20 protein-coding genes and 1 tRNA gene are annotated in these 21732 nt (G+C 62.5%); 3 read left to right on the forward strand and 18 right to left on the reverse strand.

Features of this window, described 5'->3' with window-relative positions:
• Positions 1 to 76: 76 nt before the first annotated feature.
• The 7 genes from OZ428_RS02100 to OZ428_RS02130 form a co-directional block, all read right to left on the reverse strand.
• A complete protein-coding gene (locus OZ428_RS02100) occupies positions 77 to 634 on the reverse strand; it encodes a DUF2840 domain-containing protein (RefSeq protein WP_023093372.1) in 558 nt (185 codons plus the stop codon).
• The gene (locus OZ428_RS02105; RefSeq protein WP_000147048.1) at positions 631 to 894 is read right to left on the reverse strand and encodes a hypothetical protein; all 264 of its coding nucleotides are present in this window, start codon (positions 892 to 894) and stop codon (positions 631 to 633) included. The genes OZ428_RS02100 and OZ428_RS02105 overlap by 4 nt, the downstream gene beginning before the upstream one ends.
• Entirely contained in the window at positions 891 to 1529 is a 639-nt protein-coding gene (gene parA / locus OZ428_RS02110; RefSeq protein ID WP_003092312.1) for a ParA family partition ATPase, read from the reverse strand. Before parA ends, OZ428_RS02105 begins: the two co-directional genes overlap by 4 nt.
• A gap of 241 nt (positions 1530 to 1770) precedes the next feature.
• Complete coding sequence (locus OZ428_RS02115) at positions 1771 to 2616, reverse strand: replication initiator protein A (RefSeq protein ID WP_022652188.1); 846 nt, start codon at positions 2614 to 2616, stop codon at positions 1771 to 1773.
• 26 nt (positions 2617 to 2642) lie between these two features.
• Entirely contained in the window at positions 2643 to 2927 is a 285-nt protein-coding gene (locus OZ428_RS02120) for a helix-turn-helix transcriptional regulator (RefSeq protein WP_001247107.1), read from the reverse strand.
• Between the two features lie 111 nt (positions 2928 to 3038).
• Entirely contained in the window at positions 3039 to 3809 is a 771-nt protein-coding gene (locus OZ428_RS02125) for a DUF2285 domain-containing protein (protein WP_003092318.1), read from the reverse strand.
• A gap of 342 nt (positions 3810 to 4151) precedes the next feature.
• Positions 4152 to 4499, reverse strand: coding sequence for a DUF2958 domain-containing protein (locus OZ428_RS02130; protein ID WP_221388700.1), 348 nt, complete (start codon positions 4497 to 4499; stop codon positions 4152 to 4154).
• Between the two features lie 287 nt (positions 4500 to 4786).
• Here OZ428_RS02130 and OZ428_RS02135 point away from each other — a divergent pair, with 287 nt between their 5' ends.
• A complete protein-coding gene (locus OZ428_RS02135; RefSeq protein WP_006379425.1) occupies positions 4787 to 5080 on the forward strand; it encodes a helix-turn-helix domain-containing protein in 294 nt (97 codons plus the stop codon).
• A gap of 312 nt (positions 5081 to 5392) precedes the next feature.
• Here OZ428_RS02135 and OZ428_RS02140 read toward each other — a convergent pair whose 3' ends face one another.
• From OZ428_RS02140 to OZ428_RS02155, 4 genes are all read right to left on the reverse strand, one after another.
• Complete coding sequence (locus tag OZ428_RS02140) at positions 5393 to 5707, reverse strand: DUF736 domain-containing protein (protein WP_001273857.1); 315 nt, start codon at positions 5705 to 5707, stop codon at positions 5393 to 5395.
• A 775-nt stretch (positions 5708 to 6482) separates the two neighbouring features.
• Entirely contained in the window at positions 6483 to 6692 is a 210-nt protein-coding gene (locus OZ428_RS02145) for a hypothetical protein (RefSeq protein WP_094202290.1), read from the reverse strand.
• A 61-nt stretch (positions 6693 to 6753) separates the two neighbouring features.
• Positions 6754 to 8823 (reverse strand): ParB/RepB/Spo0J family partition protein, encoded by a 2070-nt coding sequence (locus tag OZ428_RS02150; RefSeq protein ID WP_000994919.1) that lies wholly within the window; start codon positions 8821 to 8823, stop codon positions 6754 to 6756.
• A gap of 80 nt (positions 8824 to 8903) precedes the next feature.
• Positions 8904 to 9731 carry a DUF932 domain-containing protein gene (locus OZ428_RS02155; protein ID WP_003092327.1) on the reverse strand — a complete coding sequence of 276 codons (828 nt, stop codon included), beginning with the start codon at positions 9729 to 9731 and terminating at the stop codon, positions 8904 to 8906.
• Between the two features lie 392 nt (positions 9732 to 10123).
• Between OZ428_RS02155 and OZ428_RS02160 the strand changes: the two genes are divergently transcribed.
• Complete coding sequence (locus OZ428_RS02160) at positions 10124 to 12580, forward strand: ATP-binding protein (protein WP_014603548.1); 2457 nt, start codon at positions 10124 to 10126, stop codon at positions 12578 to 12580.
• A gap of 66 nt (positions 12581 to 12646) precedes the next feature.
• Here the strand turns inward: OZ428_RS02160 and radC are convergent, their stop codons facing one another.
• From radC to OZ428_RS02195, 7 genes are all read right to left on the reverse strand, one after another.
• Positions 12647 to 13156, reverse strand: coding sequence for a RadC family protein (radC, locus tag OZ428_RS02165; RefSeq protein ID WP_003092330.1), 510 nt, complete (start codon positions 13154 to 13156; stop codon positions 12647 to 12649).
• A gap of 351 nt (positions 13157 to 13507) precedes the next feature.
• Complete coding sequence (locus OZ428_RS02170) at positions 13508 to 14572, reverse strand: PDDEXK nuclease domain-containing protein (protein ID WP_016487843.1); 1065 nt, start codon at positions 14570 to 14572, stop codon at positions 13508 to 13510.
• Positions 14569 to 15768 (reverse strand): tyrosine-type recombinase/integrase, encoded by a 1200-nt coding sequence (locus OZ428_RS02175; protein ID WP_014603550.1) that lies wholly within the window; start codon positions 15766 to 15768, stop codon positions 14569 to 14571. The genes OZ428_RS02170 and OZ428_RS02175 overlap by 4 nt, the downstream gene beginning before the upstream one ends.
• Positions 15769 to 16013: 245 nt before the next feature.
• A tRNA-Phe gene (locus OZ428_RS02180) sits at positions 16014 to 16089 on the reverse strand.
• A 103-nt stretch (positions 16090 to 16192) separates the two neighbouring features.
• Entirely contained in the window at positions 16193 to 16465 is a 273-nt protein-coding gene (locus tag OZ428_RS02185) for an oxidative damage protection protein (protein WP_065875784.1), read from the reverse strand.
• Complete coding sequence (gene mutY / locus OZ428_RS02190; RefSeq protein WP_133076494.1) at positions 16462 to 17529, reverse strand: A/G-specific adenine glycosylase; 1068 nt, start codon at positions 17527 to 17529, stop codon at positions 16462 to 16464. The genes OZ428_RS02185 and mutY overlap by 4 nt, the downstream gene beginning before the upstream one ends.
• Positions 17526 to 19736, reverse strand: coding sequence for an AsmA family protein (locus tag OZ428_RS02195; protein WP_269132566.1), 2211 nt, complete (start codon positions 19734 to 19736; stop codon positions 17526 to 17528). The genes mutY and OZ428_RS02195 overlap by 4 nt, the downstream gene beginning before the upstream one ends.
• Positions 19737 to 20062: 326 nt before the next feature.
• Between OZ428_RS02195 and OZ428_RS02200 the strand changes: the two genes are divergently transcribed.
• The gene (locus OZ428_RS02200) at positions 20063 to 21724 is read left to right on the forward strand and encodes an OFA family MFS transporter (RefSeq protein WP_033896905.1); all 1662 of its coding nucleotides are present in this window, start codon (positions 20063 to 20065) and stop codon (positions 21722 to 21724) included.
• Positions 21725 to 21732 lie beyond the last annotated feature (8 nt).

Below are 21732 nucleotides of genomic sequence, written 5' to 3' on the forward strand. Positions count from 1 at the left end.
TTCGCCCCTGCCAGCACGAGGCGAGCGCGCAGGCGCGAGCGAGGATGCGGCACGGGGCCGGTCGTGGAAATCGTGGTCATGGCAATGCCCTCCCGGCCAGCCAGGCGGCGTGCCGTTCTGCGGTGTATGTGGGTAGCGCCGAGCGCGCTGCGAGCCGGTTCGCGAGCGTGCGCCAGTACGCGGGCGATGTGTCTGCGGCTGCGATGCCCAGCGCCTCGATGCCGTCGATGCGTTCCAGCACGGCGCGCACGTTGGCATCGCCTTCGGCGTGCAGCAGCAGACGCGCGCCCGGCTGCACGCCGGGGATGCGCTGCACGGCGTCCAGCGGCGTGGCGGTCTGCATCACCATGAGCTGCCAGCGGATCGTGCCGTAGTCGTTGGCCTGCCAACGGATGCGGCACAGAACCGCGTTCGGCAGGAACACGGCGCAGCGCCGCCAGCGGTCGAGCTGGAGCGTGCGCGCCGGTTCGCCGAAGCGCAGGTAGAGCTTGAAGCGCGGTTCGATGTAGGCCAGCGCCACGCGCGTCAGCGGCACGTTGCCGGCCTGGCCGGCGAGTGTCGAAGGCGCCGGCGGCGGCGCAGCCGTGGGCGCACTTGCTTTGGGGGTGTGGGCGGTCGAAGCGGATGCGTTCACGGCGTGCCCTCCGGGGGAAACTCCCGCTCCAGCAGGTCGCGCAGCAGTTCGGCTACGGTCACGCCTCGCGTGAAGGCCGACACCTTGATGCGCGCCCGCATGGCGGGCGTGATGTCGAGCGTCAGTCGAGCGGTGTAGAGGTCGCCTTTCTGCACGGCATCTGCGTCGCCCTGGCGAATCCACGCTTCGGCGTGCGGATTCGCTGGGGGACGCGCACCGATGCCGACGCGCTTGCTGCGTGGTGGTGGCTTCCCAGTCATGTCGGCCACCGCAGCAGTTCGTCGGTGAGCGCGGCGATCTCGCGGGCAGCGGCGCTGTCGGGCGCGGTTTCGCGGGCGAGCCGGCCAGCGGCTACGCTGTCGGCAAAGACGATGCGCTGGTGGATCTCCGAGCGCAGCGCGGGCAGCGGCTGTTCGGCCAGCGATTGCCGTGCCTCCCTGCCGATGATGGTGGTGCTGACGCGCCGGTTGATGACGAAGGCCGCGCGCAGCGCTGGCCGGAACACCTGTGCTTCGCGGATCAGTGCGACCATCTCGGCAGAAGCCCATACGTCGTAGGGGCTGGGCTGCACGGGGATCAGCACGCGCTCGGCCGCCAGCAGCGCGGAACGCGCGAGGGCGGCGATGCGCGGCGGGCCGTCGATGATGATGTGATCGGCCCGCCTGGCGAGTTCTGGCGCTTCCTGATGCAGCGTTTCGCGGGCAAGGCCCACGGCGCTGAACAGACGGGGCAGGCCCTGCTGGCTACGCCGCTGCGTCCAGTCGAGCGATGACCCCTGCGGGTCGGCATCCAGCAGGATGACATGCAGGCCGCGCATCGCCAGTTCGCCGGCGATGTGCGTGGCGAGCGTGGTCTTGCCGACGCCGCCTTTCTGGTTGAGAAACGCGAAGATCATGGCGCGGCCCTCCGAGCTGGAAAGCCGGCCTGGCCGTGCCGTTTCGTGGTTGTCCACCGAAACGGCGCGCTTCTACTAAAAGTTATGTATTTCTTGTTAGGTAAGTTAGAGGGAACGCAAACCCGCGCCGTTGTTGGCTTTCCGGCGTTTTCGTACTCCTGATAGCACGAGGGTCGTACTCCTGATAGCACGATACCCGGTACTCCTGATAGCACGAGGCCGTCCACAGGTTCTCCCGCAGTTATCCCCGTGCCGCGTGCGGCACGGGCCGGAAGGTCAGCAGCTCGGTGTTGTCGTCCGGCATCCGCTCGATGCCGAGGACGTAGCCGGGCAACGACTGCCGCGCCACCAGGGCGCGCACGTCGTAGGCGAAGTCCGAGAAGCGGGCCGCGCTGCCGGATTTGCGGTACAGGTGTCGGAAGTCGAATTGCCAGCCGTGCTCCTGCCGCCCGCCATGCTTGCGCACCAGGCGGTACAGCCAGCGTTCGATACCGCCCTTCAAGCGGAAATAGGCCGGGTCGATGGTCAGCACCAGGGCGGCGTCGAGCACGCCGGCATAGAACCAGTCCGGCAAGATCAGCTCGATGCCCAGCGGGGTGCCGCTGGCGTCGGCGAGTTCCTTCCACTCGTTGATCCACGAGAAGCGATGCAAGCGCCTTCCCGTGGTTTCGCGGATGGACGTGGCCACCGTGGTCGATTGCAGCCGGTCGAGGGCGGCCTTCAGGCGCTGGTAGTCGTTGAGGGACGTGCCGCGCCCGATGAAGCGCAAAATCTCGTAAGGCGTGGCGCGTATCCAGCGCGACGGGCGCAGGCCCGCGTCGCGCGCCTCCACGATCTGCGAGGCGGCCCATATCAGCACGTCGGCATCCCATATCGTTGCGATGCCGTGCTCCTGCGTGCCTTCCACGCGAATGGTGACGTTCCCGCTGCGGAAGTCGATCGGCGCCGTGCGCCGCGACTTGGCAAGCGAGAAGAACGGAAAGGCCATCAAGTCCTGGGAATCGCGTGGCGCCATGTCGCCCGGCAGCGCGCGGAACAGATCGAGCTGTTCGCGCTGCGGCAAGGCTTGCCCTGGCGGGCTGGACATGGCGAAGGCCACCCACGCGCCGACGATCAGCGGCCATCACGGTAGTCGCCCGCGTGGCGCTCGGCGTATTCGGGATCGGACGTGGCCTCGTAGCTGCGCTGGTCGGCCCAGGCATCGAGGTCGGACACCGCGTACATGACGCGGCGGCCGAACTTGCGGAACTTGGGGCCGCCGCCGATCACCCGCTGCTTCTCCAGCGTGCGCGGCGACAGCCGCAGGTAGTCGGCGGCTTCGTCGTTTGTCAGGTAGCGTTGAGGCTGCGAGGTCGCAGTGACGGCAGCGGCGGCAGGCCGCGAGGGAGCAGGTCGCATGGGATGTACCTCCATCAAGCCCGGCCACACCACGCGGCCGGATAGAGGCACTCTCAAGAAAGCAAGGCTTCTTGCTAAGGGACGATTCGCACGGGTCGAGAAACGTCCCCCCTAATGCGACGGGAACATTGGAAGCTGCGCTAGTCGGCGGTAGCCGCCGTGCATCAGCTCATCGCCGCGGCGTACCAGCCGCCGTACGCGGGCACGCAATGCACTGTCTTTGTGCCAGTCGGCCGCGACGGCATCCGCGCCGAACAGACCTTCGCCCACCTCGCGCAAGGAGGCTCCCGCGAGGGTCGCGTCGAGCGCTTGCAAGGTATGCAGTTCCAGCAGCGCGGCGGGCGTGGGGCGGGAGCGGGCTGTTGCCACAGGCGTGGCCACGGTTGCGGCAGATAGCGCATCCAGCTTCGCAGCGAGCGTGCGGTAGCGCGCACAGGGCGTGGCGCAGGCGCGTGTGGCGTAGAGATAGGCCGAACCATCTTCCAGGTCGGGTGCGAGTGCCAGCCGAACGCAGCAGCCTGGCCAATGCGATACGAGCACCAGGCGCTTGCCGTCGTGGGTCAGTTGCTTGCGCCCAGGAATGCGCCAGAACTCGAAGGTATGCGCATCGGGTGGTGGGTCGGCGTCGGGGTATAGCTGCACCACGGCATCGTGATCGGGGAACCAAGCAGGATGTGCGTCGCGCGCATCCAGGCCGGGATCTTCCAGCAGGCGCAGGCCCCAGGCCTGCGCCGCATCAGGCTTGCGACGCCGGCGTAGCCAGTCGCGCCGGTAGCTTGGATTCCTGCGCAAATACTCCCAAGCCAGCGCTGGGCCATCGAGGTGCAGCGTGTAGAGATACGCGGCCGTGGGATACCAGTGTTGGCTGCTGCGGTCAGTCATGGCGAAACCTCCCTGTTTCTGGGAACGTCGCCACAATTCCGCTGTGCGGGAGCTATCGAATCGCCATCAAGTGGTCATCAAACTCGGGTTACGCTTTAACTGCTGGTGTCAAGACAGATTCGCTCCAGTACATTGCCGAAATCGTCTAAATACGACGACTGCACCGCCCGGAAATGGGGTGCAGCATTGAACACCGTGCCGAATCTCGCGCCTGGCATCATGACTGTTTTGGTCAGGAGCGCACCACCCTGGTGCAAGCATGCGGATCAAGACTTGCCAGGTCTTGGCTAAGACCGAAATAGTCACAATGCGATACTTTTTGCCTGGTCGCGCTGGAATGCGTCAATCGGTGATCGAACCGTTTTCCTGAGCCAGTCGAACGTATTCCGACAGCGGCCGCGTCGGCCGGAAATACCGATCTCGTATCACGGGCTGCTTGAGCGGCCCGACGATGGACGCCAGATCGGACAGCTTCACCGTCGCCAGGGCAGGCATCCCGATCCCGAGGTCGATCAGGCCGTAGGCCGTATCGCCATCGGTCGGATCGAGCGCGGCCAATAGCCAGGTCGCATGTGCGTCCGGTGTGAACAGGCGCACCACGGGCAGCGGGTCACATTCCTGGCCTGCGGCGCGGGTGAGGCCGTGGGCCAGTAGGTGCACCCGGTCTTCCTCGGTGACAAGCGTGGTCAAGGCCGCGCCCCTTCCACGAACACACGCAATCGCCGAGGCGCATCTGTGCCTGCGGACGGATGCACGTATGCGCAAGCGCACGAAGCCGCAAAAGCGGAGAGGCACGAAGGCGTATTGGTGGAAGTCAGGAAAGACACGGATGCGGTTCCCTGGGTCTGAGGAAATCCGCAGATGCGGATCTCCGTAAAAGCACGGAAAAGGAAAACATCACCACCAAATGAACACTATAGATTGTAGTCCTATAGGGCGCAATGGGCTGTCATCTTGGTTTTTTGGGGAAACCATAGGTGGCAGCGAAGAACTCATTGGCAGCGGCGATTCGGACGGTAAGGAAGGCGCGTGGTTTGAGCCAGGAAGCGTTCTCCAACGTGTCCAGTCGGACCTACATGAGCACGCTGGAGCGCGACCTGAAAAGCCCAACCATCCAGAAGCTGGCCGATCTGTGCGAGGTCATGGAAGTGCATCCGCTCACGCTGCTCACATTGGCTTATGCCGGTGACAGCACCCGCGAAGCTGATGAATTGCTGGCACAGGTGCGCCAGGAACTCAGGGCGATATTGGAAGAGCCCGACACGCCTTAGCGCGTTGGCGTGTGGTACTGAATTGCAGCAAGCGGAGCGCGCAGCGCCGCAGGCGCGAAGGCGCGAGGGATTGAAGCCGGATGGCCGTGACGGCTTGCCGGCACGGGGCGAAGCCCGAAAGCCCGGCGGCGCTTACAGCGCCGACACGCCACACACCGCTCGTTGACACGGATTGCGAGCCACAAGGCACGCATGCAGGCCCGCCGTGACGGGCGTATCCAGCACGCGGCAGCAGCAGAAATCCTGCGCGTGCGGTGCTGCGATCAGCAGCATCGCGCCCCGCCGCAGTGGGCGGGACGCGGTAAGCGGCTGTCAGGCCGCCTTCGGCTTGTTGCGCGACCAGATCAGGTCGTGCGTGCCGTCCTCGTTCTCGATCAGGCGGGCATAGACCGTCGCCGGGAACGAAGGGTCGTCGATGGATACGGACAGGTATTCCCGCCCGGCCTCGCTGGTCTTCTTCCACGCTGCGCCGACTTCGTGGCCAGCCGCTTGCAGGTGGAAGTCGGGGGCGTTCTCGGTGTCGCCCTTGTCGTTGGGAACCAGCTTGACCTTGACGTTGAGCGTCAGGGTGCGAAGCGTGCCGGTGAAGCCGTCTTTCTCTGCGGTGAAGGTGCCGATGTTAGCCATGATGTTTCTCCTTTCGGGTTGAACAAGGTCGCGCCAGTGCGTCCTTGTTGTGATCCGGCCGGCGGGGGATGGGCTGGTCGCACCGCGCAGCGGTCGCAACAACGTGGAGAACCTGGAAGCGAAAAGAATTTGTCCCGCGAGGAATGCGCGCAGCGCAGGGGAAATTGTTTTCGCTGCAAGGTTGCGGCCATCAAGCACAAGGCGCAGCCGCGCCACCGCCAGGATTCACAACAAGACAAGGACGCACAGGCCGCCCGCTCCCGAATGGAGACGTGGCCAACTCGGCATCCCCGCGTGACGGCTGCACCGGCTTGCGCCCTGACGCGGGCCAGGTCAATGCCCCGACGACAAGGCCAGAGCGCCCCTGCCGCAGCTCACGGCCACATACTGAGGCGTGGTGTGGAAGCTCCATAGAAGCGAGGCTGGGCGGCGTGTCGGTGAACCGTCTTTCGTGACGTACAGACAACGAACCGCCAGCGTCGGGGACGGCACGCTTTCGTGCAACCTGCCGCAGCAAGCCGGGGCGTAGCCACACCAGCCCCGCCCATTGCGGCGGGGCTCGGTCGAATCGTTGGCGGCGCGATGCGCCGCCACACTTGCTGGCTTCGTGGATTTCGCGCACGAGCGCCCTTGTGCGTGGCCCCATCGCCGCCTGTCCGAAGGCGGCGATGGGGCGTTTTGGCTTTGAGCAGTGAAACCGGGCGCGGCCACCGCCGCGCCCGGAGTTTTCGACCACCGGCCCCAAGGCGGCACGGCTTGGGGCCGGTGCGGCTCGTTATTCCTTGGTTTCGATGATCCACCACACGGCGCGCGGCAAGGCGCGGCCCGTGAGGGGATGCAGATCGGTCAGGTCGGCGCGGGCCGTCCAGCCACGCGGCGGACGGTAGCCGCGCACGTCGCCGTCGCCGTGCCAGCGGCGGGCGCGCACCGTGCCGGAGGCATAGGTCGCAGCCATGCGGGGGCGGTTTGCGGGTTGGTGGGTCATGGCAGGCATCCTCAACATGAAGCGCCCCGGCCGGAACCGGGGCGCTATCTACGGTGCGAAGTCACGCGGCCAAAGCCTCGGCCTGCGGCTGGTCATCCGCCACGGCGGCCACTTCTTCCTGTGCTTCGGCTTCGCCATCCGCCGGCGCGTCCTGCCCGGTCTGCTGCGGGCCTTCGGAGCGGAAGATGGCGGGCATCCAGCCGGTGCCAGCGGCCAGCCGTTCGGCTTCGCTGGCAATGTCGCCCTTCTTCAACTTCGCCAGTCGGGTGACGTGCGAGGGCGCGAACCCGCCAACGGCTTCCAGAATCGCGGCCTTCGGCACATGCCGGAAGTAACCCTCATTGGTGGGCTGCCACCACGCGGCCATATCCAGCCCCACGGCCTGCGCCAGTTCCGCGCCGGGCTGGTGCGGCGTGGCGCGAGGCGTCACCACGTCCACCGTGGAAGCTAAGCACACGGCCAACAGCCGCACCAGTTCATCCTGTGATTTCGCCAGCAGCGCGGCGAACAGTTCGGCGCTGTCCTCCGGCAAGGTTTCGCCTGCCACCTGTTGCAGTTCGCGCAGCGCCACGGCGGCGGGTGATTCCGGCCAGTCCGGGGCCATGCCTTCCAGCCGGTCTTGCACCGTGAGGCGCACACCCAGCGGCAGGTCGTGCCCGTAGTGCCTTTCCTGCAAGACGGTCTGCACCATGCCATGCACCACGGCGGCCAGCGCTGCTTGCGGATGCCGTGCAACTTCGATTTGCAGCGCAGCGGTACGGTGCGCGCTCAACCGCTGCGCCAGTCGGTCAGACATGGCGGCGGTCTTGGGCTGCTCGTCGTCCTCGCCTGCGTCCTCGTTCGCGGCTTCGCCTTCGCTGCCGAAACCCTGCCGCAGCCGCTCCAGCGTGCGCAGTGCCTTGGCCTCCGCTTCGCGCAGCAGCCCGCGATGAATCGCGGCCTGCCCGTCGCGGTCGATGGTGACAATGGCACCGGCTGCGGCCTTCACGTTGGCCGCATAGTCCAGCAAGCCATCTTCCAGCGCCTGCAACTGCTCGCCCAGGCGTTCGCCTTCTTCCTGCAAGGCATCGGCCTTTTCCTCGTCCTCGTCGTCCAGCGCGGCATCCACCGCCTCGGCCAGTTCGTGCAGCTTGGTTTGCAGCTTCTCGATGCGCTGCGCGTCGCGCTTGTTCGGACTGCGGCGTTCCCTTGGCGCACGCTGGAAGGCTTGCAGATCGGCATGGGTCATGCCCGGCGTGGCATCCACCCACGCCCAGCCCTCGGCCTGCACCTTGGCGGCGATACCTGCCAGCTTGTCCTGCGCCAGCCGTTCCAGCAGTGCGGCATCGGTCAGATACACGCCTTTGTCGCCCTCCGCGAACAGGTCGCGGCGGATGCCACCGCCTTCCTGCTCGTAGCCGTCCAGCCCGACAAAGCGCACCAGCGGATGCCGGTAGGCGTCGATTTCGCGTTCGGTCAGGCGGTCGCGCAGGTTGTGCGGGCCGCGCTGCCATGTGGGCGCATCGTAGAACGCGGCTTCCTGCGCAGCATGGTCGTCGGTGATGGCGAGGGCCATCAACTGGTCAAGGCTCACGGCCTCGGCCCGGTAGTCGGCCAGCAGGCGCGGCGACACGTTGGCGAGTTTCAGACGGCGCTGCACCACCAGCGGCGTGACGCTGAAATCCGCTGCAATGTCCTCGATGCTGCGGCCTTCGGCCACGAGCGCGGCGAACGCCTCGAACTGGTCGGCGGGGTGCATGGCTTCGCGCTGCACGTTCTCGGTGAGGCTGGCCGTGCGGGCGGTGCCATCGGCCACCAGCAGGCAAGGCACCTCCCATTCCTTGCTAATGCGGTGCTTTTTCGCCAGCAGCTTCAACGCTGCGAGGCGACGGTCACCGGCCACGACCTCGTAATGCTCGCCATCGGCGGCGGCAATCACGATGAGGTTTTGCAGCAGGCCGACACGCTGGATGCTGGCGGCGAGTTCGGGAATGGACATGCGCGGGGTCTTGCGCACGTTGCGGCCAGTGGGACGCGACACCAGCCGCGACAGCGGAACCAGAATCAGGTTCTTGGTCGGATCAGCGGCTTCCAGCGGGATAGCGGCGGCGGTGTTGATGGCGCGGGCTTCGGTTTGGGTAACGGCGTTCATGGTGATAACTCCTATCGGTTCAGGGATGCAGCAGCGAAGAAAGCGACAAGGGCTGCTGCCTGCCCCTGCCGCGTGGGGATTTAGGCTTTCAACTGGCGCATGCCATCGGCCAGCAGCCAGAGGGCGCGATTTAGTCGGATGTTTTGGTCGATGCCCTGCACCGGGCGGGTTTGCTGTCGGCGCCCGTTGGCGCTGCGGCCACGCAGCCCGCCTTGGGTCAGGTTTTCTTGGGTGCGGTTGAACACGCTCCACAGGTCGGGGCGGCGGTCGTCGAAGCGGCGCGGCATCAGGATTTGCGATTCCGTGATGGGCGCGGGCTTGTCGGGGTCGTCGTACTTGAGGGCGAGCGCGGCGCGGGCGAACACTTCGGATTCGCCATCGTCCAAGGTGATGCCGCGCATGGCATCGCGCGATTCCTTCACCCGATCGAAACCGCTCAAGACTTCGTAAGCGCCCTCAATGACCAGACCGGCCACGTCGCCTTTATGGGGCACTCGCACATCGGCCACGGTGTTGCCGCAGACAAGGCCATTGCTGCACACGAACCGGAACATTCCGGCCAGCATCTGATAGCTGCTGGTGCCGTCGTGCGAGTTCAGCAGCACGATTTCGTTGGCCTCCGCGCCGTTGATCTGGCTGGCATGGCGCAAGCGAATCATGTGTTTGGTGTGCTCGCGCTTGCCTTCGTCGCGCACGCGGGTTTGCGTCACCATGAAAGGCTGGAAGCCTTCTTTGCGAAGCTCGGTCAGCACGGCGGCGGTGGGGATATAGGCGTACCGCTGCGAACGGCTCTCGTGCGGGGCATCCGCGAAGATGGACGGGGCCACGCGGTGAATCTGGTCGTCGGACAGCGGGTAATCGCTGCGCAGCGAGGGGGAGCGGAAAGCGAAACGGGATGCGAGTTGCATGGTCTTTCTCCTGACAAAAGAGGTTTGCTGTTCACACCGCACACCGGATTTCTAGATTCGGAGCCCAGCCTTTCGGCTGTTTGGTGCGGTCGGCACGAGGAACCCGGTTGGCCCTGTTGCCACCGTCTTTCCTGAGTTCATCGCCCGCGGCCAAAGGAGCGCGCGGACGGGGGCCGTCAAGGAGCCAAGCGCAGGGTTGGTGCGGCCCGCAGGCGCAGCCGAGGACACGGCCCTGCGCGCCTTGACGGCACACGGTCGCGGGCTACGGTCGCGGGTAAGGTGATGAAGTCAGGGGAGACGGCTGGACAAGGCAACGGCCATTCCTTTGTGCTGACCGCACGCAAGCGAAGCGCGCAGGCCCGAAGCTGGAAGCCGGGCCGTAGGCGTCAGCGATGCGGAAGGCTGGCGAAGCCAGTCCCGCCAGGGATGAGCGACTAGCGAACCTGGAGCAGCGCGATCCGCGAAGCGGAGACGCAAGAGGACTCTTCGTTTACCATTTGTTTCGCAAGCAAATGATGGGAAAGCAAGAACACGGAGATCTAGAGATGATTGTCTGCATCAACCGCCTCAAACAGTTCGGAATCTTCAGCGACTTCAATGGAACGAAGATCCAAAAGTTCGGCCGGTACAACCTGGTCTATGGTTGGAATGGAACAGGCAAGTCAACGTTATCGAATCTATTCTCTTGCTTTGAGCTTCGCTCGATGGTTCCCCGCTTCAGCACGGGCCAATTTTCAGTAGTTCTGGAGGATGGCTCAACGATCACGGAATCCACACTCCACTCATCCCAATTGAATATTCATGTTTTCAATCAACGCTTCGTGCATGAGAACATTGATTGGGACAAATCCGTAAAGAGCATCCTTCTTATTGCGAAAGAGAAGATTGATGACTTGCAGAAGCTGGAGAAGCTGAAGAGCGAGCTTCAGTCGAAAAAGAAGGCTCACGACGACAAGCAAAGCGATATCAAGAAGCAGCGTGAGGCATTAGAGAAGTTCCTGACCAATGCTGCCAAGAAAATGAAGCTTGGACTTCAGGCGATTGATACGAGCGACAGTTATTACTTGAATTACGACCGCCGCAAGCTCTTCAACTTCATACAGAATAACGGCGAGACAATTATCAAGGCGGAGTCGGTTCTTCCAGATGAGAGGGTTATCGACCTTACGAATGCCGCCAAGCCAGATCAGCTTCCAAGCATTGCTTTCGCCTCAACGGCCATTGAGCCGGACTACTTTAAGAAAGCGGCGGGCCGCATCAGAGATTTGATTGGGACTACGGCGGTCAATCAAGCAATCCAGCGGCTGACCGATAACCCGGAAATCCGCGAATGGGTTCAAGCAGGCTTGGAAATCCATAAAAACCACGACTCGCAATCCTGCGAGTTCTGCGGCTCTCCGTTCGCCCAGCTTCGTGCCGAGGCGCTTGCTGCCCACTTCAGCAAGGAGTTCACGGAGTTTCAGAGCCGACTTCAGAACGCGGCGACATGGATTGAATCTCAAGGCGCTCCAGCTAATCAGTTTCCCGCATCGACCGAGTTTTATAAAGAACTATCGGCCGAGGCAGAGAAGCTTCAAAAGGACTACGCAACTGCTGCTGAAAAGATCGACCAGCAAATCGACGCCTGGCGGGAAGCCTTGAAGGCCAAGATCACAGACCCTGGGAAGACAGACATTCAGATCTCGGATGTGGTTGAAGACGATGTCACCAATTTCAATGACATCCTGAAATCGATTGTTGCTCTCGTTGGAAAGCACAACAATAAGACTTCAAATTTCAAATCTGAGACCTCAAAAAGCAAGGTGGCACTGGAGCTTCACTTTGCTGCGGCTGAGGTGCAAGAGTTTGACTATGCTGGAAGTGAGAAGAAGTGCAATGACCTTGAGTCAGAAGCAAAGAACGACCATAAGGAAATTGAAAAAATTAGTCTAGAGGTCGGAGCCATAGAAGCGGCGCTCTCGAATGAAACGGTCGGGGCAAAGGAGTTCAATGACATCCTGCATCGCTTCATTGGCCGCTCTGAGCTTTGCCTGAACTTCAATCAGAAGAAGAAAGGCTATGAGATCATCAGAAACGGGGTTGGTGAGCACGATGGGAATTTGAGCGAAGGTGAGAAAACTGCGATTGCATTTGTCTATTTCATCACGAAGCTCAAAGAAAATGGAAATAACATCAAGGATACGATCGTCGTCGTTGACGATCCGGTCTCAAGCTTTGATTCTAATCACTTGTTTCACGCCTACTCGTTTTTGAGAACGCAATGCACTGAAGCCAAGCAACTTTTTGTGCTGACTCACAACTTCACTTACTTTAAGCTAGTGAGAGACTGGTTCACTGGCACCAATAGGAATCGAGTCAAAAAAGGCAACGCCGAGAATTGCTTCTTTTATCGCCTGGATGCGCCACCTGGCTCCCCTCGTCACTCCCTACTTGTGGATGCCGACGACTCACTCAAGAACTACGGTTCCGAGTACCACTATATCTTCAAGAAGCTCTACGAATATAGGGCGCACACGACACTCAATCGAGATGAGGCGTTCTTGACCGCCAACCTCGCCCGAAAGCTTGTTGAATCGTTTTTCACCTTCAAATATCCAAGGCGTCGAAGCGACATTAGTCAATTGATGGAGGCTGGCCTAAAAGATTGCACCATCACGACACCAGAGCTTAAAGAAAAAATCTACCGCTTTATCAATAAGTATTCACATAGCGACGTTATTGAGATAACAGAGGAATCCGCAGAAAACTTGGCAGGCGAGAGCCACAGCGTCATCGGGAACATCTTCCAGTGGCTGGAAGAGGTGGACAAGAAACATTACGACGAGATGATTCAGGTTGCGACGGCCTGAGCATCAGGCCGCGAGGGCCATAGCTATGCCACCAGGCGCAGCAAAAAGGGGCCGAAGCCCCTTGGGCTAGATCAGCCCATGCTCGGCGAACGATGCCGTTTCGTTGCCCGCAACGATGATGTGATCGAGCACGCGCACGTCCACCAGACCCAACGCTTCCTTGAGCCGCTGGGTCAGCGCCCGGTCAGCCGCGCTCGGCTCGGGGTTTCCGCTCGGATGGTTGTGCGAAACGACGACCGCCGCCGCATTGAGCCGCAGCGCCTCCTTGACCACTTCGCGCGGATACACCGACGCACCGTCAATAGTGCCGTGGAACATCTCCCTGTATTCGATCAGACGATGGCGCGTATCCATGAACAGCACTACGAACACCTCATGCTCGAAGCTGGCCAACTTTGTACGCAAGTATTCCTTGACCGCCGCCGGCGAAGTGAACTCTGCTCCGCGCCGCATTTTCCGGTCAATGACCTGGCGCGCAGCTTCCAGAATGTCGTCGGCCGATGCCGGTAGATAGCGCCCGTGCGCGTCGCGCACCAGCAGACAGGAATCGAACGAGGGAAAGGACAGTTGCGACATGATCGTGCTCCGGTTGCTCGGGCGGAATTGCCCGGAACCGGCGGCAGCACGGCGCAGCGCAAGCAGTCAGGGGTCGCAGACGGTCGCCAGGACGCAAGCGCGCATGGCGCGCGCCGCCCTTGACGGCGAGAACGCCGTGATACGGTGAAGGGAACAGCAAGACCGCCCACACCCGCCCACTGCACAGAGTCGATTTTTGGCAAGCGGAGCGCGCAGGCCCGGATCAACGAGCCGGGACGGAGGCGTCAGTGATGGAAGCCCGACAGGGGCGAGACTCGCGCAGCGAAGCTCGATGCGCAGCACGACAGCGCGACGGCGGCACGCCGGGACGCCCGACTGCTTGGGACAGGACTACTCGTTGTCCGTCTTGCGCTGCTCGATTTGCAACTGCGCCCGTTGCGTTGCCTGTTGCAGCCGCTCCACCAGCACGCCCCTCGGCGGCAAGGCGGTCAGATACTCGGCAACGTGGATGCCGGACTTGTCCAGCTCCAGCAATTCGATCTGCTCGCGCTTCTTGCCGGTGCAAAGGATGATCCCGAGCGGCGAGGCTTCCTCCGGCTCCCGTTCGTGCTTGTCTAGCCACCGAAGGTAAAGCTCCATCTGCCCTTTGTAGGCCGCCTTGAAGTCACCTACCTTCAACTCCACCGCAACCAGCCGCCGCAGCTTGCGGTTGTAGAACAGAAGGTCAAGGTGGAAATCCTCGTCGTCGATCGGAATGCGCTTCTGCCGGGCGACGAATGAGAAGCCCGCGCCCAGCTCCAGCAGGAAGGACTCCATTTCACGGATGATCGCCGCTTCCAAGTCGCCTTCCTGCCAAGTGTCCCGCAGGCCCAGGAAGTCGAGGATGTACGGGTCGCGCATGACCAGGGCCGGCGACATGCGCTGCGCATCGCGCAGGGTCGCCAACTCCTGCGCTATGGTTTCTTCCGGCTTTTGGGAAAGCGCCGTGCGCTCGTACAGCATCGAGTCGATACGCTCGCGCAGCGTCCGCACGCTCCAGCGTTGGGTGCTGGCCATCTGTGCGTAGTAGTCCCGCTGGAGCGGGTCTTTCAGCGGCATCAGGGCGATGAAGTGCGTCCAGCTCAATTCTCGTATCAGTGATACGAGAATTCGCTCGTCGGGGAAGGTGGCGGCGAACTGCACCATGCGGCGCAAGTTCTGCTCTGCAAAGCTGCTGCCGTACTCCTCCACCAACTGCGCAGCCAAGGTGGGCAGAACTTCCTTGCCGTAGGCGCCCCGGCGCCTGTCCAAGACCTGCGTGTGGATGCGTTGGCCGATGCGCCAGTAGAGCATCGTAAGCTCGCTATTCACCGTCGAGGCGGCGCGCTTGCGCGCCGCCTCGATCAGTGCCCGAATGTCGCCCAGCAGCGCCGCGGGCGCTGCGAGCGATGCTGCTGATGGCCGGCGCCCGTTCATGCCACCGCCTCTGCAAGCTGCCGCGCGCCCGTGATGGCTTGGCGGCGGCTGGCCACCAGCTCGGCCGCCTCGCGCACCGGCTTGTCCTCGGTGTGGACGTAGTGCATGAACATCGCCACGGTCTTGTGGCCCGTCAGCTTCATTCCCACTTTGGTCGGCACACCGGAATTGGCAATGTCGGTGGTCGAGCGATGACGGATGCCGTGCGTGCCTACGTGCGGCACGCTGGCGGCCTTGAGCGTCCGGCACCAGCCGCCATAGTGCTCGCCAAAGGTCAGGTGCTTGGCCGGGTCGTTCGGCGACGGCAGGACGTAAGGGCAGCCTTCCAGACGCGGCGCCGTCGAAAGCAGCCGATAGGCTTCCTCGCTCATGGGCTTGGAAATGCCGCCAACCTTGCTGTCGGGCCACACTACGCGCCGGTTCTCGAAGTCCAGCCAGCTCCATTCGAGCGGGCAGATTTCGGAGCGCCGCGCCGCAAACTCGAATTGCAGCCGGATCGCCAACGGGATGACGTAGTTCTCCAGCCCCTCCGCCTCCAGTTTCTCCAACTGGCGGAAGATCCGCACCATTTCCTCGTCCACGATGAGCCGGGTTTCCTTGCCCGGCGGGTACATCGGGACGTGGCGGCACGGATTCGTGCCGTCCGGGCGGAAGCCCCAGACTTCGGCCAAGTTGAACATCTTGCGCAGCACGCCGAAGGTCTTGTTGGCCTCGGTCGGCTTGTAGGCCAGCTTTTCCATGAGCCCCGCAATGTCGGGCCGCTTCACGTCATGCACCTTCTTGCGGCCCAGCAGCGGGATGATGTTGCGGTCGATGACGCCCTGGTAGCCGTCCTGCGTGCTGACCTTGTTGCGCTTCTTGGAGTAGTCCTCCATGAACTTTTTGCACAACTCGGCCATCGTGGGCGCCTTGCGCGCCTCGGCCTTGGCACCGCCGGGATCACCACCCCGGCGAACCTCGGCCAGCCAGTCCTGCGCTTTGACCCGCGCCTGTTCGACGGTTAGCTCCCCGTAGAGTCCCAGCGAGGGCTTGCGGGGCTGGCCAGAGTTCGTGCGGTACTGGAGCATGAACACCCGGCGTCCCGTCGGGGTAATCTTGCAAAGGAAGCCGGGCACGACGGTATCCCGTAGTTCGATGTCCTTCGCCTGGGGTTGCGCCGACTCTACGGCGGTCTTGGTGAGCTTGATCTTTGCCATGATGACTCCTTGGAACGACCCGGATTCCAGGAGCCAGATAGGAGCGGCGCGAGGGAGAACCGGGTCAAGTTTCAGAAAGCACCGGCATATGATGGAAGCGCGTAAGCTATTGATAAACCTGCTGTATCGGGCTACGTCGCAGTCCAGCGAACTACCGGGCTGGAGTCATCGTGAAACAAAAAACCCGCACTAGGCGGGTTTCTTGTGTGTTTCAGATAATGCTTGCACCACCTGAAACTGAATAGTGGTGCCCAGAGACGGAATCGAACCGCCGACACGGGGATTTTCAATCCCCTGCTCTACCGACTGAGCTATCTGGGCAACGGGGCGCATTAAACGGGTTTTTCGGGGGGTCGTCAAGCAAGTTTTCAAAAAATATTTAATTATTACCGTCGCTTACGTGCAGACCCCGATTTTTGATCAATTATTGAGCAGGCGGCACGTAGCCGTCGGCCTTGGCGTATTCCTCGCCGGAAAAGAACTTGTCCATTTCGCCCGCCAGGTATTTACGGTCTTCGGCGTTCATCATGTTCAGGCGTTTTTCGTTGATCAGCAGGGTCTGGTGTTTCAGCCAGTCGGCCCAGGCTTTGGCGGAGACGTGCTCGAAAATGTCCTGTCCCTTGGCGCCTGGGTACGGAGGGCGTTCGAGGCCTGGCAATTCTTCTTTGTACTTGCGGCACATGATGGTGCGGGTCATGACGGAACTCCTGCATTCAATACATCGGCCGCGCGCTTCAGCAGTTTTTTTACCGGGGCGGCAAGGCCCAGGCGCGGCGGGGTGGCGAGGTTATACCAGAGCCAGTCGGCCTCGGCCACGTGATGGGCGGTTTCCTCGACCTGGACCAGCCAGGGTTCGATGGCGAGTTGGAAGTGGCTGAAGGTGTGGATCAGCCCCGGCAGCGCCTGTTGCTTGCCCAACTCCAGTGCGTGCTGGTTGGCCAGGTGTTCGAGGTCTTGCAGGTCATCCAGCTCCGGCAAACTCCACAGGCCGCCCCACAGGCCTGTAGAGGGGCGACGGTAAAGCAGGATCGCGCCCTCGGCATTGGCCAGCAACGGCATCAGCGTGCGCTTCTGCGGGATGGTCTTGCGTGGCTTGGGGATCGGGTAGCGCGTTTCCAGGCCAAGCATATGGGCTTCGCAGCCTTTTTCCAGCGGGCACAACAGGCAGCTGGGTTTGCTGCGGGTACAGAGCGTGGCGCCCATGTCCATCATCGCCTGGGTGTAGGCGTTGACGCGGTCATGGGGCGTGAAGCGTTCTGCGGTGGCCCACAGCTGCTTGGCCACCTTGGGCTCGCCCGGGTAGCCCTCTTGCGCGGTAAAGCGCGCCAGCACGCGTTTGACGTTGCCGTCGAGGATCGGCGCCCGCAGGCCCATGCTCAGGCTGGCGATTGCGCCGGCGGTGGACAGGCCGATGCCAGGCAGCTCGGTGAGCTTCTCGACATCCCTGGGAAACTCGCCGCCGTACTCGGCCACGACAATCTTCGCGGTTTTTTGCAGGTTGCGCGCTCGGGTGTAGTAACCCAGGCCGGTCCACAGGTGCAGCACTTCATCTTCCGGAGCGGCGGCCAGGGCCTCGACCGTCGGCAGCGAGGCCATGAAGCGGTCGAAGTAATTGAGCACGGTGCTCACCTGGGTCTGCTGCAACATGATCTCCGAGACCCACACCCGGTAAGGCGTGATGCCCTGTTGCCAGGGCAGGTCATGGCGACCGTGGCGGTCGTACCAGTCCAGCACCGCCGTTGAAAACTGCTCGTTTCTCATCGTTTGAACAGGCCTTTCAAAGCATCTTTGAGCTGTGGATTAACCTTGTCGAGCTTCTCTTCCAGCTTCTCGTTCAGGCGGTTGCCGGCCGCCTTGATCGCGACCTGGCCGAGGCCGTCCTTGTCCAGGCGGCAGGCCTTGGCGCCCAGTTCCAGCGGGCCACGGCAGCGCAGCGGCACTTCGATGCCCTGGAAGTTCGAGCCCACCTGGCACGCGGGGTCCGGGGTTTCGCGCTGGTCGCCTTCGACGATGATGCCGACGCGGTAGTCCATGCCCAGCACGCGCAGGTCGACGTCGCCGTTGCCGTTGACGGTCAGGCCTGGGATGCGCACTTTCAGGTCAGGGTTGCTGGCCACGCCGTTACGGAAGGTCAGGTTGCCCTTCAACTCCTGGAACGGGGTGTCCTTGCCTTGCGGCGTGCTGCTCAAGGTCTTGCGGTTGAGCAGGGCAATACCGGTGCACAGTTGCTGTTCGAGGTTGGCGTTGAGCAACACACCGTTGTTGATCACAAAGCTGGCGGTGCCGTTGAGGCTGTCGATCAGGGCTTTCTGGCTATTGCCGCGACCCGTGAGATTGCTGTCGAGGGTGATCTGGCCCTTCACCGGCGGGTTTTGCCCCTGGGCTTGCAGGATGCGTTCGACCGGCACCTGCTTGATATGGCTTTGCAGCGCCAGCACCGGAATGTCCTGGCGCACGTCAAGCGTACCGTTGGCCTGGAAAGTGCCGTTGTAGAGGCCGCCGCTCAAGGCGTCGAGCTTGAGCTGGCCATCGATGCCGGACGCTTTGAGCGCCGCATTCTGGATCGGCAGCTTGCTCAGGGTCAGTTGGCCGAAGGCCAGGTCGGCATTCACATCCAGTGTGCGCAGGCGCGCCAGTGGCAGCAGTTTGTCGGTGCTCCAGGCGCCTTTGGTCGGCGCGTCAGGCAGCGGCGTGGTGCCGCCGGCGGCCATGGCACCGGCTTCGCTGTTCTGTACTTCAGCCTGGCGTGCTGCGGCTGTGCCCTTGGCGGATTCAGACTTGGCCGGCAGGTAGTTGTCGGCGTTGAACGTATCGCCCTTGAGCTGGACGCGCAGGGATTGCTTAGCGAAATCGTCCACGGCAAGGCGACCGGTGAAGGTGCTGCCGTCGAGTTTCAGGTTCAGGTCTTCCAGGGCCAGGCTGGTTGGCGTGCCCTTGAGGCGGCTGACCAGTTCGACCTTGCTCAGGCTGCCCTCGGCCATGGGCGGCAACGGGTGGCCGATGCCGTCGAGGAACTTGGCCAGGTCAAACTGGGCGATGGACAGCGCGCCGCTGAATTGCGGAGTCTTGTCCAGGTCGTTGACCTTCAGCTCGCCCAAGGCGCGCAGCTGGTTGGCCGACAGCTTCATGTTGGTCCATTCGGCGATATTGGCCGCCTGGTCCACCAGCAATTGGCCCTGGGTTGAGAAGGTCACAGTCTTGTCTTGCAGCGGCTCGCCCGTGGCTTCACCGGTGATCTTCATGTCTTCAAGCTGATAGCGCTTGAGCGCACGCTGGATGCGCAGGTTGCCGTTGAGCTCGGTCTTGACGCGCATTACCGGCTGGTTGCTGCCGAAGAACGCGGTGAGTTTCACCGGAATGCTGGCGCCTTCGTGCACGGCACCGGCGCTCAGCTGGATGCTTTCGGCGCTGAACTGCTTGCCGGTCTGCTCGTCGTTGTATTCGACGCGGGCGTTGTTGACCGTCAGGCTGTCGATGTCCAGGCGGATGGGTTTCGAGGGTTTTTCCGGTTCGGTCTCGGCAGGTTGCTCGGTCGAGCCGGGGCTGCCGGCGGTCGCCTCGGTCACGTTCTTGCCGATGTCTTCCCAGTTGCCATGGCCTTGCTTGTCGCGGGTGAGGCGCAGGTTCAGGCCTTCGACACGCACATCGCTCATCTGCACTTCGCGGCGCAGCAGCGGCAGCACGCGTACAGAGAGGCCGAGCATCTGCAGGTCGGCGAACGGTTGGGTCGGCGCGGTCAGGGTCGCCACGCTGGCTTCGTGCAGTTCCAGGCCAAGCCAGGGGAACAGGCTCCAGCCGATATCGCCATTGAGCGTCAGCTCGATGTGGGCCTTGTCGCGGGCAATCTGGCGAATCTCGTCTTTATAGTCGTTGGGATCGAAGAGATGGGTCAGGGCAAAGCCTAGAGCCACAATGATCAGCAACAGCCCGAGAAGTACCAGACCCAGGATTTTGCCGAACGCTTTCATGGGCGAGTCCTTGTATGTCGATTTCAAAATTTAGCCGCAGAGTATAACGCCCGACGGCCTGCGTCAGTGCCCCGATCGTTACATTGTATCCAGGGGCGGGGAAACGGGTTTCTGGCGTCAAACAAAACAGATTTCCCGAAAAAGGTGATATCAGTTTGGTTTTTCTGTCATCCACAGGTGCTAATCTGCGCAGGTTCGTCTGCCTTCTGCGACATAGCGTCGCGCTTAAATGGAGCTTTACTCAACAACAACGGCCAACGCTTTGCGTGCAAGGCCGAGGGAGAGAGCGCCTGACGGACACATACTAACAACTGGGGGAAACACCAATGAGCACTAGCACTGCGGCGGGTTCAACTGCCGCACAGCCTGCGTTCCTGTCCAAGGAACGCATCATCGCCAAGCCCGGCTTCAACCGCTGGCTGGTTCCACCGGCCGCCTTGGCCATCCACCTGTGCATCGGCATGGCCTACGGGTTCTCGGTGTTCTGGCTGCCATTGTCCAAGGCGCTGGGTATCACCAAGCCGGTCGCCTGCGCGCCGGACATGAGCTTTATCAGCCAAGTCTTCTCGTCCCAATGCGACTGGCCCATCTCCATGCTGGGCTGGATCTACACCCTGTTCTTCATCTTCCTGGGCTGCTCGGCAGCGATCTGGGGCGGCTGGCTGGAACACGCCGGGCCACGTAAGGCCGGTGTGGTATCGGCATTGTGCTGGTGCGGTGGCCTGTTGATCTCGGCGTTGGGTATCTATACCCACCAGATCTGGCTGATGTGGATCGGCTCCGGGGTCATTGGCGGTATCGGCCTGGGCCTGGGCTATATCTCGCCCGTGTCGACCCTGATCAAGTGGTTCCCGGACAAGCGTGGCATGGCCACCGGCATGGCGATCATGGGCTTCGGCGGTGGCGCGATGGTCGGTGCCCCGTTGGCAGCGGCACTGATGGGCCATTTCGCCACCCCAGACAGCGTGGGCGTATGGCAGAGCTTCCTGGTAATGGCTGCGATCTACTTCGTGTTCATGATCGGCGGCGCCTTGTCCTACCGCGTTCCGCCCACCGGCTGGAAGCCTGAGGGCTGGACCGCGCCGGCGAAAAAAGCCAGCAACGCGATGATCACCCACCGTCACGTGCACGTGAACGTGGCGTGGAAAACCCCGCAATTCCGCCTGGTCTGGCTGGTGCTGTGCCTGAACGTCTCCGCCGGTATCGGCATCCTCGGCATGGCTTCGCCACTGCTGCAGGAAGTGTTCGGCGGCAAGCTGCTGGGTGTGGATGTGCCGTTTGGCCAACTGGATGCGGGCCAATTGGCTTCCATCGCAGCCATCGCCGCAGGTTTCACCGGTCTGTTGAGCCTGTTCAACATCGGTGGCCGGTTCTTCTGGGCGTCGTTCTCCGACTACCTGGGCCGTAAAAACACCTACTTCGTGTTCTTCGCCCTGGGCTTTGCCCTGTACGCGCTGATCCCGAACCTGGGTCACCTGGGCAACGTGGCGCTGTTCGTGGCGGCGTTCTGCATCATCCTGTCGATGTACGGCGGTGGTTTTGCGACCGTTCCGGCCTACCTGGCCGACCTGTTCGGTACACAGATGGTCGGTGCGATCCACGGTCGTCTGCTGACAGCCTGGGCTGCGGCGGGTGTGCTGGGTCCGGTGCTGGTGAACTACCTTCGCGAATACCAGCTGAGCATCGGCGTTGAACGCGCCGCTGCCTATGACATCACCTTGTACATCCTGGCTGGCCTGCTGGTGCTGGGTTTCATCTGCAACCTGCTGGTTCGTCCAGTGGCCGACAAGTACTTCATGACCGATGCCGAACTGGCTGCCGAACAGGCGCTGGGCCATGACAAAGGCGCGGACGCGACCACTTCCCTGGAGTGGAAAGCCGCCCCTGGCACCGTGCCGTTGGCAATTGCCGCGTGGCTGGTGGTGGGTATTCCGTTGGCGTGGGGTGTGTGGGTGACCCTGCAGAAGACGGCGGTACTGTTCCACTAACACCGAAC

The sequence above is a fragment of the Pseudomonas sp. GXZC genome (assembly GCF_026967615.1).
Lineage (GTDB): Bacteria > Pseudomonadota > Gammaproteobacteria > Pseudomonadales > Pseudomonadaceae > Aquipseudomonas > Aquipseudomonas azotoformans_A.

Coding starts and splice junctions, on each gene's coding strand:
- OZ428_RS02140 (WP_001273857.1), bottom strand. CDS start 5,707: ATGGCTAACATCGGCACCTTCACCGCAGAGAAAGACGGCTTCACCGGC.
- OZ428_RS02115 (WP_022652188.1), bottom strand. CDS start 2,616: ATGTCCAGCCCGCCAGGGCAAGCCTTGCCGCAGCGCGAACAGCTCGAT.
- OZ428_RS02175 (WP_014603550.1), bottom strand. CDS start 15,768: ATGGCAAAGATCAAGCTCACCAAGACCGCCGTAGAGTCGGCGCAACCC.
- OZ428_RS02185 (WP_065875784.1), bottom strand. CDS start 16,465: ATGACCCGCACCATCATGTGCCGCAAGTACAAAGAAGAATTGCCAGGC.
- radC (WP_003092330.1), bottom strand. CDS start 13,156: ATGTCGCAACTGTCCTTTCCCTCGTTCGATTCCTGTCTGCTGGTGCGC.
- OZ428_RS02125 (WP_003092318.1), bottom strand. CDS start 3,809: ATGACTGACCGCAGCAGCCAACACTGGTATCCCACGGCCGCGTATCTC.
- OZ428_RS02105 (WP_000147048.1), bottom strand. CDS start 894: ATGACTGGGAAGCCACCACCACGCAGCAAGCGCGTCGGCATCGGTGCG.
- OZ428_RS02160 (WP_014603548.1), top strand. CDS start 10,124: ATGCGGAAGGCTGGCGAAGCCAGTCCCGCCAGGGATGAGCGACTAGCG.
- OZ428_RS02170 (WP_016487843.1), bottom strand. CDS start 14,572: ATGAACGGGCGCCGGCCATCAGCAGCATCGCTCGCAGCGCCCGCGGCG.
- OZ428_RS02145 (WP_094202290.1), bottom strand. CDS start 6,692: ATGACCCACCAACCCGCAAACCGCCCCCGCATGGCTGCGACCTATGCC.
- mutY (WP_133076494.1), bottom strand. CDS start 17,529: ATGAGAAACGAGCAGTTTTCAACGGCGGTGCTGGACTGGTACGACCGC.
- OZ428_RS02155 (WP_003092327.1), bottom strand. CDS start 9,731: ATGCAACTCGCATCCCGTTTCGCTTTCCGCTCCCCCTCGCTGCGCAGC.
- OZ428_RS02200 (WP_033896905.1), top strand. CDS start 20,063: ATGAGCACTAGCACTGCGGCGGGTTCAACTGCCGCACAGCCTGCGTTC.
- OZ428_RS02195 (WP_269132566.1), bottom strand. CDS start 19,736: ATGAAAGCGTTCGGCAAAATCCTGGGTCTGGTACTTCTCGGGCTGTTG.
- OZ428_RS02150 (WP_000994919.1), bottom strand. CDS start 8,823: ATGAACGCCGTTACCCAAACCGAAGCCCGCGCCATCAACACCGCCGCC.
- parA (WP_003092312.1), bottom strand. CDS start 1,529: ATGATCTTCGCGTTTCTCAACCAGAAAGGCGGCGTCGGCAAGACCACG.
- OZ428_RS02120 (WP_001247107.1), bottom strand. CDS start 2,927: ATGCGACCTGCTCCCTCGCGGCCTGCCGCCGCTGCCGTCACTGCGACC.